Below are 13937 nucleotides of genomic sequence, written 5' to 3'. Positions count from 1 at the left end.
CAAGCGGCAATGCTTTGCTGGTTCATGACAACTGAAAAATTTGCAGAGTTCCTGGCCGTTCATCTCTGGGCCGTGCTGTTCGTCATCGCGCTCGGCATGCTGCTGGTCGCGGGATTGCTTTGGCATGCCCTACAGCGCTATGGCGGTCGCTTTGTCACGCTAGGACAAGGCGTGATCGATCGGATTCGTCCTCATGCCAGGCGCCTGCCGATCCCTGGCGCCGTGCACAGTATCTGGCAGATCGCGAGCGGGCTCGGCATTCAGGTGCTGGCGAGCGTGGCGATTGCGGTCGCGGCCTGTGTCGGCTTCGTGGAGATCGCAGACGACATCGGCGTGGACGACGATCTCGGCCGGTTCGACGTCGCGCTGAGCGCGGCGCTGAGTCAGCATGCCAGCGACCGGCAGCTGCGCATCTTCGCGGCCGTTACCGATTTGGGCGATAAAGACTTTCTCATCCCCTTAGCGGCAGTCATCGCCGCCTTCATGCTGTTTCGGCGCCGCTGGTTTCTGGCGGCCGCGTGGCTGGTCGCTACGGCGGGCGGTGCGCTGTCGAATGTAGGCTTGAAAGCAATCTTCGAACGCTCTAGACCGGAGCATCTGCATGGCTTTGCGTCGGCGAGCGGCTGGAGCTTTCCGAGCGGTCATTCGTCAGGCTCGTTCATCGTCTACGGTCTGCTCGCGTATTTGATCGTGATCCATTCGACGCCGCGTTGGCATTGGCCAGTGGCCGCGGCCGCGATGATGCTGATCGTGTGCGTGGGGTTCAGCAGGGTGGTTCTACAGGTCCATTACTTCAGCGACGTGCTCGGGGGTTATGCGGTCGGCGCCGCTTGGGTGGCGGCATGGATCGCGGGGCTCGAGGTGTTCCGTCGACGGAATATTTCATAACAGAGGGGACGGGATCATGTGGGCACAAGGGTACGATCCGTTCGGCAACGCCATTGTGTCCACCTTGATGGCGGCCGTACCCGTCGTGGTGCTGCTGGGCTGTATCGCTTTCCTGAAAATGAAGGCGCACGTGGCCGCCCTGCTCGGCATTGCCAGTTCGCTGACGATCGCCATTCTCGCGTTCGGCATGCCGACCGGCATGGCGGCACGGGCAGCGGCCTTCGGCGCGGCTTACGGTCTCATGCCGATCGGCTGGATCATCCTGAACGTTATTTTTCTGTATCGACTCACCGACCAGCGCGGACAGTTCCGGATTCTTCAAGACAGCATCGCCGGCATCACACCCGATCGGCGATTACAGCTGCTGCTCATCGCGTTTGGCTTTGGCGCGTTCTTCGAAGGCGCGGCGGGATTCGGCACGCCGGTGGCTGTGACGGGTGCGATGTTGATCGGTCTGGGATTCTCGCCGCTCGCCGCGTCAGGATTATCGTTGATCGCAAATACTGCGCCAGTGGCGTTTGGCGCATTGGGTACGCCGGTCATCGCGCTGGCCAGCGTGACGGGGCTCGATTTGCACGAGCTGAGCGGCATGGTGGGGCGACAGCTGCCGTTCTTCTCGGTGATCGTGCCGTTCTGGCTCATCTGCGCGTTCGCGGGGTGGCGCGGCATGTTGCAGGTGTGGCCGGCGATTCTTGTCGCCGGCGTCGCGTTCGCCATTCCTCAGTATCTTGTTTCTAATTTTCACGGGCCGTGGCTGGTCGATATCGTCGCGGCGCTGTGCTCGATGGGCGCGCTGACATTGTTTCTACGCGTGTGGCGCCCGGCCAGCCTCTGGCGCTCGACGACGCGCGCTCAAACGGAAGAAAGTGCGGTAACCGAGCCGGCCGCGACGACCTACACGTCGGAGCAAGTGTTCAAGGCGTGGTTGCCGTGGATCGTGCTCAGCGTATGCGTCTTCCTGTGGGGCATTCCGCAAGTCAAAACCTGGCTCGATTCATTGTTCATTCTCAAGCTGCCCGTCAGCGGGCTGCACGAGCTGGTTCAGAAAGTCCCGCCGGTGGTCGCGCAGCCCACCGCCGAAGCCGCGGTTTATAACTTCAACTTGCTGTCGATGACGGGCACGGGAATCCTGGTTGCCTCGATCATCAGCAGCGTGCTGATGAAGTTCTCGGTGCGCGAGTTCGTGCGCGAATATTTCCAAACGCTGGTCGTCGTCCGCTTATCGCTGCTGACCATCGCAGCGATGCTGGCGCTCGGCTATGTCACGCGTTACTCGGGCGCCGACGCGACGATGGGCTTGGCATTCGCGCAGACTGGCTGGCTGTATCCGCTGTTCGGCACCATGCTCGGTTGGCTCGGCGTTGCGCTCACCGGTTCGGATACTGCCTCGAATGTGCTATTCGGCGGATTGCAGAGAATCACGTCTGAGCAGCTCGGGCTGAATCCTGTGCTCATGGCCGCGGCCAACAGCTCCGGCGGCGTGATGGGCAAGATGATCGATGCGCAAAGCATCGTCGTCGCATCCACCGCGACGCGTTGGTACGGCCACGAAAGCGAAATCTTGCGCTATGTGTTCTTCCACAGCATTGCGCTGGCGTTGCTGGTGAGCTTGCTGGTGCTCGGTCAGGCGTATGTGTGGCCGTTGACTGCGTTGGTTCACTAGGATTCGAAGCGATAGCTGAGCTTGACCAGCAATTGATCGTCGTCGCGCAGGTCGAAGGTATTGCGAAGCAGGCGCCCGCGACCGTCGCTGACGGCTTCTTCTTCGTAGCCGCCTCGTCCATACACCACATACAAATAGGAGAGCGGGGCGATCTCGAACCGGTAGCGGACCTGCAGCCCGAGGTTACGCACGCTGAAATCGTTGACGACCTCGTCGGTGGGCAACGCGTTGCCCGAGGGATCGACGCGATAGCCTTGTCGGATATCAGCATTCACCGCCACGGCTTGCAGTTTCAATCGCAGCTCGTGCCGGTTGGTCATGACCCAGTTGAAGCCGGCGCTGAAGTGAGTTTCCTCGCCGTCGAAGCTGCCGATCAGATTGTCCCGCTGCCACACCAGCCAGTCGGGAGTCCGGCTCGCATACAAGCCGAGATACACGTTCAACGCATCGTTGATGAAATAGGTCGGCTCGAGATTGACGCTGTAGCCCACCTTGTCGTTGCCCGCCAGACCGCCGCTCTGGAACTCGAGCTCCAGGTGATAGGCCCAGTTGCCCTGTCGTGGCCGTTCGAACTCAAAATAGCTGTTGAAGTTGGGCGGCAGATTCACCACGCCATTGCCGCGCGTTAGCAAGTCATCGACACCGGCACTGTTGATGTTGACCTGCCCGTATTCGTAGCTGCCATCGCGCAGCCGGCTTTCGCGGCTGATGCGGAATTGATGATTCAGCAGCTGGCCGTAGTCGTTGTAGTCGGTGCTGACGCGCCAGCGCCAGTCCTTGGACATGTAGCGCGACTCGGCAGGCAGGTTCGTGAAGCGACGGTTCAGTTGCCAGTGCGCGTAGTTGGTGCTGTTGCGCGAGAGGTAACCGGCGTCGTTGATCTGCAGGTCGTTACTGAAATGCATGCCGATCCATTGCTGGCGCCAGCCATGATCCATTTCGTAGTCCGCCCAGACCGTGGCGCCGTCGCCTTGCGTGCTCTCGCCGGATTGTTCGATCTCGCTGCCCATGAGACGCGTGCGGACATTCCATCGCGCCGTCGGTCGCCAGTTGTGATCGAGGCCGACCACGCTGGCGGTTCGATCCAGATAGGGGCGCTCGACTCTGGTCGCGAGCAGGCCGAGGTTCTGTTCCTTGAAGTCACGCACCAGGCGCAGTGCGCCGAAGGTGCGACCGGCCTCGTGGGCTTCATCCGCTGCGAAGACGCCGTATTTGGTCGCGCCGACGCTGCCATTCAATTTCAACGCGCCAGTGATATCTCCCGCGCCTCGACCGTCGTCGGCGGGTGCGCCGATGCGGCGGGTGTACAGCAGCTGGCTGAAGTCCGACGGGGTGGTGAATTCGAAGATGCCCTGGTTCTCGGTGAAGAACGGGCGTTTGTCGCTGATGAAGGTTTCGGTGGCGTCGAAGTTGACGACCAGCTCATCGGCTTCCACCTGGCCGAAATCGGGATTCACCGTCGCGCTCAGCTGCAGCTGGCCGTTCGGTTTCCAGAACAGATCGGCGCCGCCGTTGAACTGGCTGTCCGAGCCGAGCACGTCGTAGAGACTGGAAACATACGGCGTGACTGCCAGCAACGATTGTTTGTAACTGGCGACCTCGATGGGCGCGAAGTCGGACAGGAACCGCGGCCGTTCCCAACTGGCCAGCGGCCAGGAGACGCGCTCGCCGGTGTTGGCCACGATGCGATCGAGATAGATGCCGATCGTGCGCACGTCGCCGGCGTTCTGCCGCATCGGTGCGATATGCCAGGGGATCAACAGCTCCACCGTCCAGCTCTCCGCGTCGCTGCCGACGGCATGTCGCCAGTTGCCATCCCAGTCCGGGTTGAACTCGGATTCGTTGGTAACGACGGCGTCGTACACGCCGGCGGTGGAGCTCACTTTGAAGTTGTAGCCGGTGCGATGATCGCCGTCGAAGTCGATCATCAGATCGATCCGATCAACCAGATCCTTGAAGTCCCGCTGCACGCGTTGTTGAGTGCGGGGCACGGATGGCGGCTGGAAATTCCGGAATGCCACCGCCAGGCCCTCGGGCGTCGCCAGCACCCAGGCCTCGGTGGCGAGCGTGGCCGGCTCGCCGTTCAGCGGCAGGGTCTTACGGAAGTCGGTGATGTGCCGGGCTTCTCGCCACTCGTCGGCGTCGAGCTTGCCGTCGATGTCCACGGCAAAGGCTCGAACGGCGAGCAGGGCCAGCAGCAATCCCAAGCAGCGAGCGCCCCTGGCGGTCATGGGGTCGGTCCAAGAGTGAGTGCGATGCTCTTAGGACGCGACCGCCGCCGAAAAGGTTTAAGCCGGCGTTCAGATCTCGATGCTGACTTTGCCGAAATGACGCTGTGTCTGGTAATACTCGAAGGCGGCGCCGAGCTGTTCGAGGCCGAAGCTTCGGTCGATGACCGGCGTCAGTCGATTTACTTCGATCGCGCGGATCATATCTTCCAGATCGGCTCTGCTGCCGACCGAGATTCCGCTCACTCGGATCTGGGCAGAGAACAGCGCTGGAATGAGCAGTTCGCCGGCGAAGCCCGACAACACGCCGATCAATGCGATATGTCCACCGAATCTGCAAGCCGCTATCGATTGAGCGAGGGTCGCCGGGCCGCCCACCTCGATGACGTGATCGACGCCGCGACCGTCGGTGAGCGCCTTTGCTTTCTCGCCCCAGTTTGGCGTCCGCTTGTAGTTGATGACTTCGTCGGCGCCGAGTTGTATCAGCCTCGTGAGCTTTTCGTCGGATGAAGAGGTGGCGATCACTCTGGCGCCGGCGGCTTTCGCGAACTGAAGCGCGAATAGAGAGACCGCGCCGCTGCCGAGCACCAGTACGGTATCGCCGGGCTTCACCTTTCCTTGCGTCACGAGTCCTCGCCACGCTGTGACGCCTGCGCATGGCAAGGTGGCTGCTTGTGCGTGGCTGTAACCTTTGGGTGCGCGAATGAATGCATGTGCCGGCATGCACGCATACTCACGCGCGTAGCCATCAATGAGCTCACCAGGAATGTCTCGTCGGGTCGCTGCGGTGATCTCACCTGACAGCCAATGAGGCCAGAATGTGCTCACAATCGCGTCGCCTACATTCAGCTCGGTCACGCCTTCGCCGCACGCAACGACGTCGCCTGCGCCGTCCGATAGAGGAACACGGCCGTCCGCTGCTGGGATCATGCCGCGTACGACGAAATCATCGTGAGGGTTGATGGAGCTCGCCCGCACTCGCACCAGAACTTCGCCCGCGTTCGGTTTGGGCGGGGCTTCTTCGAGTACACGCAGATTGGCGACGCTCGCCGGTGCTTTCAATCGAACCGCTTTCATCGGCGCCTCGCTGTCGGGATTGCAGAACTGGCAATGACTCATCGGTTCGACCTGCTTGCCGGTGCGGATTCAAAGGCTATGTCGGCGGGTCGTCATGGCGGGAGTGACAAGTGTGGCGGGATTCTGGTGAAGTGCGGCGATGAACGAGATCTACATCAGCACCGACGTCGAAACCGACGGCCCGATTCCCGGTCCGCACTCCATGCTTAGCATTGGCTCGGCGGCTTACACCGCCGACAAGGTGCTCGTTGCCACGTTCTCCGCGAATCTGGAGACGTTGCCGGGTGCGCAGGCTCATCCGAAGACCGCCGAGTGGTGGGCCACGCAACCCGAAGCCTGGGCGGCGTGTCGCAAGGACCTGGAGTCGCCTGAGCAGGCGATGGCGCGCTATGTGAGTTGGATCAAATCGCTGGCGGGCAAGCCGGTGTTCGTGGCGTACCCGGCGGGCTTCGATTTCTTGTTCGTCTACTGGTATCTGATCAAGTTCGTGGGCGAGAGCCCGTTCAGTCACTCGGCGCTGGATATGAAATCGTTCGCCATGGCGGTGCTGAACACTGACTATCGAGCCGCTACGAAAAGGAACATGCCGAAGCGCTGGTTCGATCCCCTGCCGCATACCCACGTGGCGCTCGACGATGCGATCGAGCAGGGCGCGCTGTTTTGTAACATGCTTAAAGAAAGCCGTTCCGGCCGATAACAACAAGTCCTCTCGCCCTTGTGAGATCGGGCATCGATCTCCTCCCCAGCTGCGAACGGCGCAGAACATCGCAAGAAGACAGAGTCCAGTCGTCTAGCAGCTCCTGCGCGACGACGGTTCCACGACGTCGTCTTATCGTTTTTTCATATCCTACGCATATGGGATGACGCATGTCGTATCCAATCCTTCGTCGTGCAGCATTCGGACTATTGATGTGCTGCGCGCTCGTTTCACTGGAGGCGCTGGCCGATGTGTACGGTGCCACGCCGTGGCCTGTACGGTTCCAAAGCGATCCATCGCTCCGCGGCTTCCTGCTTCACTGGAACAGCATCGCTATCGACGCCAGCGGCGTCGATCACACGCCGGTGGCGCCTGGCGAAGACCGCGTATATGGCGAAGCGCTCGGCCCGGGTCGAGCGAGCCGCGCGATGGCAATCGTGCACATCGCAATGTTTGATGCCATGGTGGCGATCAATGGTGGCTTCAAGCCATACACGGGGATCCCGCGCGTCGTCGATCCCCGCCGCGTCTCGATCAGGGCTGCGATCGCGCAGGCCGCGCATGACACGCTGATCGAAATGTTTCCATCGCAGCGGGCGACCTTCGATCGCGAGCTGCAGGCGGCTTTGGAGCAGCTGCCCGCAGCCGTGGCGTTGGCTGGAAGTCTGGTGGGTGCGGACGCTGCGGAGCGGATTCTCAGGATGCGCAAGGATGACGGCTCGGATTACGCCGAGCCGACGATCGGCAACGGATTCGCTCCGAGCGATGAGCCCGGCTGGTGGCGGGCCGATCCCGTCAGTCAGAGCGAGCTGGCACTCGGTGCGACCTGGGGCTCGATCGCTCCCTTCGTGATCGAAACATCGGATCAATTTCGCGTGCCGCCACCGCCTGCGCTGACCAGCGAGGAATACGCTGCCGCTTACGATGAAGTGAAGCGGCTCGGCGGCGATGGCATCACCACGCCGACTGAGCGCACCGACGAGCAGACATTCATCGGCATCTACTGGGCTTACGACGGCACGCCGAGCCTGTGCGCACCACCGCGCCTCTATAACCAGATCGTGGTAAAGATCGCGCGGCAGATGGGCTCGGATGCGATGCAGACCGCACGGCTGCTCGCCTTGGTGAATGTCGCGCTGGCCGACGCAGGCATCGCCATCTGGGAATCGAAGTTCCACTATCAAGTCTGGCGTCCAGTCACCGCGATCCGCGAATCGGATCCCGGCACGGGACCGACCGGCGCCGGCGATGGCAACGAGGCCACGCAAGGCGATCCGACCTTTGTGCCTTTGGGCGCACCCGCCAGCAATCTCAACGGCCCCAATTTCACACCGCCGTTTCCGGCCTATCCGTCGGGCCACGCCGGCTTCGGCGGCGCAGTGTTCCAGACTCTGCGCCGCTTCTATGGAACCGACGACATCGCGTTCACCTTCGTTTCGGATGAGTACAACGGCGTCACTCGCGACAACCAGGGCGAGCCCCGCATCTGGCATCCGCGCTCGTTCCAATCCTTGTCACAGGCCGAGGAGGAGAACGGCCAGAGCCGCATCTATCTCGGCATTCATTGGGCGTTCGACAAGTCGGAGGGGATTTCTCAGGGCGAGCAGATCGCGGACTACGTGTTCGATCGCATCTATCGCCGGTCGCGATAGCCGGAATCCCGGACTCACGTTACAATGCCCGTTCCGCGCCCGTAGCTCAGTTGGATAGAGTACTGCGCTTCGAACGCAGTGGTCGGGAGTTCGAGTCTCTCCGGGCGCGCCACTTCTCAATCCCACCAGTCCCTCGATGCGGGCACCATGCCCTGCGCTGGTGTCTGCCGCGCCCGAGGTCGCCGAGCAGCTCTTCATGCATCCGTTGGGCAGCCAGTGAGGAACGCCGCGCTGGTCGACCTGTGCACGGACCTATTTTCGAATGTGTTCGGAATGCACCCGGATGACGAACTGATAGTTGAACTCAACGACTGATTGCGAGGCCGCTTGGCGGCACCGCCCGCTCGCACGGGCTCCCAATTTCGGTGCAATCGATCCCAGCTTGGGAGCGGCGGCTTGACGTCGGTGATTTTGCTCCTATATTGGGAGCAATCAATCCTAGATAGGGAGCACCATGCTCGATGAAGTCCTGTTCGGCAAGACGCGTGCTGCGCTTCTGCGAGAGCTCTACACGAACCCCGATCGCCGATTGTCGTTCAATGAGCTCGTTCGCCGTCTGAAGTCCGGTCCTGGCGCAGTCTCCCGCGAGCTCGCGACCCTGACTGCCGCCGGGCTCGTCGTCGAGCAACGAGAAGGTCACCAACGATTCCTCTCCGCGGCAACCTCCTCGCCGGTCTTCACGGAGCTGAAGAATTTCATCGCGAAGTCTTCCGGCGCGTCGACATTTATTCGCGATGCCTTGCGAGGACTGGAAGACAAGATCGATATTGCGCTGATCTTCGGATCCGTCGCCAAGGGAACTGAACGCGCAGATAGCGACCTCGACTTCTTCGTCATTGGCACGGTCGGCTATTCCGTTATAACGGAGCGCATATACTCCATCGAGGATCGCCTCGGCAGAAGGGTTCAGACCTTGTACTTCGACCCGGACTCGCCAACCGATCGCGCTTCGCTGATGAAGCCATCGATGCATGCAATGCTGGCGGGTCCGAAAGTGTTCGTGCTCGGTGACGAAGCGAAACTGGCGAGCCTCATCTCAGTGGAAGAAGGCGATGGTAAAAAAGGCAAACCTCGACAATCTAACAAAAGGCGCGAAACCCGCACTTCACGCCGCTGAACCCAATTGGGACACGCTACGAGGGCTGACGGACAGAGCGTCCAAAGCACTGGTGGATGCACGGCGAAAAACCAATACGCTCGCGACGCGCTTTTCGGCGGCATACGGTGCGGCGTTCTGGCTTGCGCGGGCATCCGTCGAAGCTGCCGGTTACCGGCTGGCAGGCTCGGAGGGGCACCGTACTATGGTGTTTCAGTGCCTGGCACACACCGTCGAATGGGAAGCCGGTCGATGGCGCCGATTAGATGACATCCACAGACTGCGCAACCGTTTTGACTACGGCGATATCGTCGACGTGTCGGAAGCCCAGGTAGAAACGGCCATTGCCGACGCCCAGGCCCTTCTCGACGATGTGCTTAAAATCTTCCCCGCGCTCAAGCCGAAGTGATTCCATCCCGGGCCCCTTTCTTGGAGCGGCCATCTCACTGAAAGGATCGATTGCAGCCGCGACCTCGACCGACCCGGCCTACCGCTCGCAGCGGAAACTAGCGGCCTCATCCAGCGATCCATGCCCGCGATATCGGGCCCGTTCGGGATACGGACAGAGCGGGCGTGTGCGTGTGACGCGTCCGGTCGGATCCCAATTTTCGCTGTTAAGTATGCCGGGGGCGCGGCCGTGCTCGACCCAATTCATCAGCGGTTCGAGCAGTGCGACCGGTTGCGGGCCATCGCCCCAGCCGCAATGGCCGACGCCAGGGGCGAGATAGAAGCGCAGGAAACGATCGGTCTCGCGCGGGCCCAGCATGCGACGGATGGATTCGATGTAGTGCACGCTGCCGGCGGCGGGCACGATGTCATCCGCGAGGCCGTGCCAGAGGAGGGTCTTGCCGTGCCTGGCAAAGGCGCGCAGATCTGGATTCGAGGTATCCATCACCGCGCCGTAGCGTTCCACGAATTGATCGAACTGAGTTTCGAACGCAGCCAGGGAAAAACTATTCGTGTCCACTGCCTTGCCATCGGCGAACGGGCCGGCCCAGTTGGTGGGTGGCTGCGGGGCGTGGATCAGCACGGCGGAGTCGATGCCATTCCAAAGAGGCGAGCCGTCGCGGCGTCGCGGGCCGTCCCAGATGCGCTTGATGACCTCTGCTTCTCGAGGGCTGATGGCGCCACATTCCGTCGCCACGCCTTCGAGCGTCTTCGGATCGAAGCGACATTCGCCCACGCTGGAGACGAGGCCGTCGTGTGCACCGTCATCCGCATCGCATGCAGCGACGACGGCTCGATGTGCGGCGTCGAATTTACATTGGGGCACGTCGCCGAGTTCTTTGGTGAGCGTCAGGGGCCAGGAGTCGGCCGCGGCCAGGTGGGCCCAATTGACGACCGGCGCACCGGACAACACGCCGTCATAATCTTCCGGAAAACGCTGCGCTTCGGACTGCCCCTGGCGACCTCCCGTCGAGCAGCCGCTGAAATAGTTATAGCGCGCGTTCTTGCCATAGAACTCTCGCGTCACGGCTTTACCAACGACCGTCATTTCGTGAATGCCGCGATAGGCGAAGTTTTGTAGCGCTGTCCAATCGAGGCGGCCTTTGGCGTCGAGCAGGAAATCGTTCTGACCGACGCTGCGACCCAACTCCGCCGGGTCGATGGAGACATCGTACGGACGCCCGGCGTTGGTGATGGCGGTGGCGAAACCTTTCGATTCGCCAGCGTCCAGCGCCGCAGGAAATCCAGGCATCCAGCCGCCGCCGCCCAGACCCAGGAAGCGACCGTTCCAATCCTTTGTGGGTAAGCGCAACCACACGGTGATGACATGCGGCGATGCTGGCATCGTGACTTCGATCGTCACGCGACACGATTCATCGGTGCCGTTCTTTGCGATTCGAGCGTCGCGAACAATCGCGTCCGCGGTGGGACGCCAGGCCATGAGACTTTCGCAGGGGCGGGCCGGCGTGACTTGACCGAGCGCTGGTGCAATCGCGCTCGGCAGTTGCCATAGATCGTTCGGGCCGCGAGCTTGTCCGGACGCGGTTCCGATCAGGCCAATCGCGGATGTCACAAGAGCTATCGCAGTCCTGGTCATCCGCGTCACAGTCGGATTATTCCTTCACGTGGCTATTGGCCGTATAGCTCAAGCTCACCCGCCAGCCGCGATCCTTGGAGGGCTCGGCGACCGAGGCGTGGGCTTCGGAGGTGGGGCCGTTCCAGAACGCGACCATCGTGTCGACGCGAGACAGCGTGGCGCCGGCGTCGCCCATTTTCTTGCGGTGGACCGGGGAGGCGAAGTCATAGGACGGCGTACCGCGTTCGCGAGTGACGCGTTTTTTGATGGTGGCATACAGGGCCGCGGCGTCGGCTTCGTCCTTGGCGTCGAAGATATAACCGCCGCGGAACAGCTTACCGCCGTCGCAGGAATAGACCGCCAACGCGTCACGATCCAGCTCCTGAATCTTGAAGGCGAATTGATAGCCGGAAGGCAGTTTGCCTTCGAACGATTGGGAGCCGCGGGCCATCTCCAGCGCCGCGATCCGGTCGCAAGGAGCGCCGAAATCCAGGACGCGAAAATCGGCGGCGGGCGCCGCGTCGGCGAGCAGGGCTGCGCCGGTGAAAACAACTGAGACTGCCAACAAGCTGAACCGCACGAACTACACTCGACTGAAAAAAAAAGGACCGGAACCGTCAATTTACCGCATCCGACGGTCGCTTCGCCCACTGGAATGTGGACTCGATCACTGTCCGACCCTCCCTTAAGGGCGGGGTCGGCACGGAAGAGACCGGTCAGGCATACAATCCGGCCATGAACAAAGAAGCGGCGCTGGCAAGCCTGGGTTTGCAGGGAAACGAGGATCACGCCACCGTGGCGAGGGTCTACGGCGAGCGTCTGGCCGTCGTGCAGGAACGGTTGGTGTCGGCGCAGACCGATGCCGAACGTAATACGCAAGGCGCCAGGCTGGCCGAACTGAGCGAGGCCTACGAGTTCATCACGGCATCGGGCCGTTATACCAATCCCGATCCGAATGCGACCGCCATGCGTTCGGCCACGACGCTGACGCCCGCGCCCTCGGGCAACACGTTTGTTCGGATGGAGCCGGGCGCCGTCATCGCTGATCGCCTGGAGATCGGCAATCTGCTCGGTCAGGGCGGCATGGGCAACGTGTACGCCGCGCGCGACCGTCTGAAAGACGAAGACGTGGCGATCAAAGTGCTGCGTCAGGATTTGCAGTTCAGCATCGCCGCCAAGGATCGTTTCCTGGCCGAAGCCAAAGTTTCCTGCAGCCTGTCCCATCCAAACATCGTGCGCGTGCACGACGTGGGCATCAGCGGCGGGCTGTATTACTTCTCGATGGAGCGGCTGAAAGGTCACACCCTTCGTCAGCGCATGGAACAGTATCGGCAAAACACTCGTGCCTTCAGCGTCGCCGAAGTCACGGATATCGCGCGTCAGCTGATCGACGCGCTTCGTTATGCGCACCGTTACATCGTGCACCGGGATATCAAGCCGGAGAACATCTGGCTGGCCGAAGATGGCACGGTCAAGCTGATGGACTTCGGCATCGCGCGTGCTTTCGCCAACTCGCAGCTCACGCAGACGGGCATGGCGCTCGGCACGGCGTATTACATGTCGCCGGAGCAGCGCATCGGCTCGAAAGAAGTCGACTGGCGCACCGATCAATATGCGCTCGGCGTCGTGTTGTATGAATTGTTCGCGGGCACGCTGCCGACCGGCGCGGTACAGCCGATTGAAAACCTTCGTCGCGACTTGCCGAAGCGGTACGCCGCCGCGCTGATGCGTGCCATGGCGGTGATGCCGGAAGATCGTTTCCAATCGTTGAACGAGTTGCTCGCCGAGATCGAAGCGCCGCCGCCGAAGAAGTTTCGTTATGGCAGTGTGTTGTTGATCGGTGCGGGTCTCGCGGCGGCAGCGGCCGGCGCGTTCGTGATTGTGAATCAAAATCGTGCGCCGAAGCCGGAAGTGGTTGCCACGGCGCAGCCGACTAAGTCGACACCGACGCCAGTCGCAGGATCGACGCAACCGTCCGGCAGTGCCGGAACGGATGGAACAACGCCCGCCGAGCCGCCACCGCCGGAAGCGACGCCGTCGGTTGCCGCAGCGTTGCCAGAGCTTGAAAAACAGACGGAAGCGCCGGTGCAATCAACGGCCGACGCGATCAGCGCGACGCCATTGCCGGCCGCGCAGGATTCGTCACCGCCGCAGCGAGTGGCAAAGGCCGAGCCGGATTCGTCAGCGCCACCGGTGCGAGTGGCGAAGGCGGCGCAATCTGAAAGTGCGTCGTCATCCTCTGCCGGTGGCGGCATCGATGCACGACGCAAACAATGTATCTCTCAATGCGAGCGCGACGACGGCGAGTGCCGCAGCCTGGGCCGTCGTGGCAAGCAGGAATGCATGCGAGCGGTGGCGTTCGGTGCGAGTCCGGGACGCATCACGACGACGAATCCAGCCGCAACGAGCTGCGCGTACTTCGGGCAGTCACGTTGTGACAATTCCTTCAACCGCGAAGCCTGCCTGGCACGCATGACCACGAGATACAAAGCGTGCGTCGACGTGCTCGGCGGCACCGTCGCGCAGCGTCGCCAGGATTGCGACGAAAATGCTCGCGAGTCCGACCAGCTCTGCCTGGACGAACTGCGAGATTGTCGTCAGTCGTGCGAATAA

General features: G+C 61.9%; 11 protein-coding genes and 1 tRNA gene. 8 read left to right on the top strand and 4 right to left on the bottom strand.

Translation table 11 applies throughout. The features are described 5' to 3' along the window. The first annotated feature begins 24 nt into the window (after positions 1-24). Together ACFPN2_RS09280 and ACFPN2_RS09275 are read left to right on the top strand one after the other, a co-directional pair. Positions 25-888, top strand: coding sequence for a phosphatase PAP2 family protein (locus ACFPN2_RS09280; protein ID WP_380596327.1), 864 nt, complete (start codon positions 25-27; stop codon positions 886-888). 13 nt (positions 889-901) lie between these two features. Further along, on the top strand, positions 902-2551 hold the full coding sequence (locus ACFPN2_RS09275; protein WP_380600088.1) for an L-lactate permease: 1650 nt from the start codon (positions 902-904) through the stop codon (positions 2549-2551). Here the strand turns inward: ACFPN2_RS09275 and ACFPN2_RS09270 are convergent. Both ACFPN2_RS09270 and ACFPN2_RS09265 read right to left on the bottom strand, forming a co-directional pair. After that, on the bottom strand, positions 2548-4782 hold the full coding sequence (locus ACFPN2_RS09270; protein ID WP_380596326.1) for a DUF5916 domain-containing protein: 2235 nt from the start codon (positions 4780-4782) through the stop codon (positions 2548-2550). The genes ACFPN2_RS09275 and ACFPN2_RS09270 overlap by 4 nt on opposite strands. 69 nt (positions 4783-4851) lie before the next feature. Further along, on the bottom strand, positions 4852-5856 hold the full coding sequence (locus ACFPN2_RS09265) for a zinc-dependent alcohol dehydrogenase family protein (RefSeq protein ID WP_380596325.1): 1005 nt from the start codon (positions 5854-5856) through the stop codon (positions 4852-4854). Between the two features lie 139 nt (positions 5857-5995). Between ACFPN2_RS09265 and ACFPN2_RS09260 the strand changes: the two genes are divergently transcribed. The 5 genes from ACFPN2_RS09260 (at position 5996) to ACFPN2_RS09240 (ending at position 9710) form a co-directional block, all read left to right on the top strand. Further along, complete coding sequence (locus ACFPN2_RS09260) at positions 5996-6553, top strand: 3'-5' exoribonuclease domain-containing protein (RefSeq protein ID WP_380596324.1); 558 nt, start codon at positions 5996-5998, stop codon at positions 6551-6553. 170 nt (positions 6554-6723) lie between these two features. Next, positions 6724-8205 (top strand): vanadium-dependent haloperoxidase, encoded by a 1482-nt coding sequence (locus ACFPN2_RS09255; protein ID WP_380596323.1) that lies wholly within the window; start codon positions 6724-6726, stop codon positions 8203-8205. 35 nt (positions 8206-8240) lie between these two features. Then, a tRNA-Arg gene (locus tag ACFPN2_RS09250) sits at positions 8241-8317 on the top strand. 342 nt (positions 8318-8659) lie between these two features. Beyond that, a complete protein-coding gene (locus ACFPN2_RS09245; RefSeq protein ID WP_380596322.1) occupies positions 8660-9322 on the top strand; it encodes a MarR family transcriptional regulator in 663 nt (220 codons plus the stop codon). Beyond that, positions 9258-9710 (top strand): hypothetical protein, encoded by a 453-nt coding sequence (locus ACFPN2_RS09240; protein ID WP_380596321.1) that lies wholly within the window; start codon positions 9258-9260, stop codon positions 9708-9710. Before ACFPN2_RS09245 ends, ACFPN2_RS09240 begins: the two co-directional genes overlap by 65 nt. Before the next feature lie 78 nt (positions 9711-9788). On the opposite strand, the gene ACFPN2_RS09235 is transcribed toward ACFPN2_RS09240, so the two are convergent. Then, positions 9789-11321, bottom strand: a complete 1533-nt coding sequence (locus tag ACFPN2_RS09235) for a tannase/feruloyl esterase family alpha/beta hydrolase (protein ID WP_380596320.1) — start codon at positions 11319-11321, stop codon at positions 9789-9791. A gap of 40 nt (positions 11322-11361) precedes the next feature. Beyond that, the gene (locus ACFPN2_RS09230; RefSeq protein WP_380596319.1) at positions 11362-11889 is read right to left on the bottom strand and encodes a hypothetical protein; all 528 of its coding nucleotides are present in this window, start codon (positions 11887-11889) and stop codon (positions 11362-11364) included. A 170-nt stretch (positions 11890-12059) separates the two neighbouring features. On the opposite strand from ACFPN2_RS09230, the gene ACFPN2_RS09225 reads away from it, so the two are divergent. Further along, positions 12060-13937: a serine/threonine-protein kinase gene (locus tag ACFPN2_RS09225; RefSeq protein WP_380596318.1), complete on the top strand. Its 1878-nt coding sequence runs from the start codon at positions 12060-12062 to the stop codon at positions 13935-13937.

Source organism: Steroidobacter flavus (genome assembly GCF_042651805.1).
Classification (GTDB): Bacteria; Pseudomonadota; Gammaproteobacteria; order Steroidobacterales; family Steroidobacteraceae; genus Steroidobacter; species Steroidobacter flavus.
Note: the sequence above shows the minus strand (reverse complement) of the source record. Positions and strands in the feature narration are given on the sequence as shown.

Excerpts from the sequence above, each read along its gene's own strand:
- ACFPN2_RS09265 (WP_380596325.1), bottom strand. The coding sequence starts at position 5,856 with ATGAAAGCGGTTCGATTGAAAGCACCGGCGAGCGTCGCCAATCTGCGT.
- ACFPN2_RS09255 (WP_380596323.1), top strand. The coding sequence starts at position 6,724 with ATGTCGTATCCAATCCTTCGTCGTGCAGCATTCGGACTATTGATGTGC.
- ACFPN2_RS09260 (WP_380596324.1), top strand. The coding sequence starts at position 5,996 with ATGAACGAGATCTACATCAGCACCGACGTCGAAACCGACGGCCCGATT.
- ACFPN2_RS09270 (WP_380596326.1), bottom strand. The coding sequence starts at position 4,782 with ATGACCGCCAGGGGCGCTCGCTGCTTGGGATTGCTGCTGGCCCTGCTC.
- ACFPN2_RS09280 (WP_380596327.1), top strand. The coding sequence starts at position 25 with ATGACAACTGAAAAATTTGCAGAGTTCCTGGCCGTTCATCTCTGGGCC.
- ACFPN2_RS09225 (WP_380596318.1), top strand. The coding sequence starts at position 12,060 with ATGAACAAAGAAGCGGCGCTGGCAAGCCTGGGTTTGCAGGGAAACGAG.
- ACFPN2_RS09245 (WP_380596322.1), top strand. The coding sequence starts at position 8,660 with ATGCTCGATGAAGTCCTGTTCGGCAAGACGCGTGCTGCGCTTCTGCGA.
- ACFPN2_RS09240 (WP_380596321.1), top strand. The coding sequence starts at position 9,258 with ATGGTAAAAAAGGCAAACCTCGACAATCTAACAAAAGGCGCGAAACCC.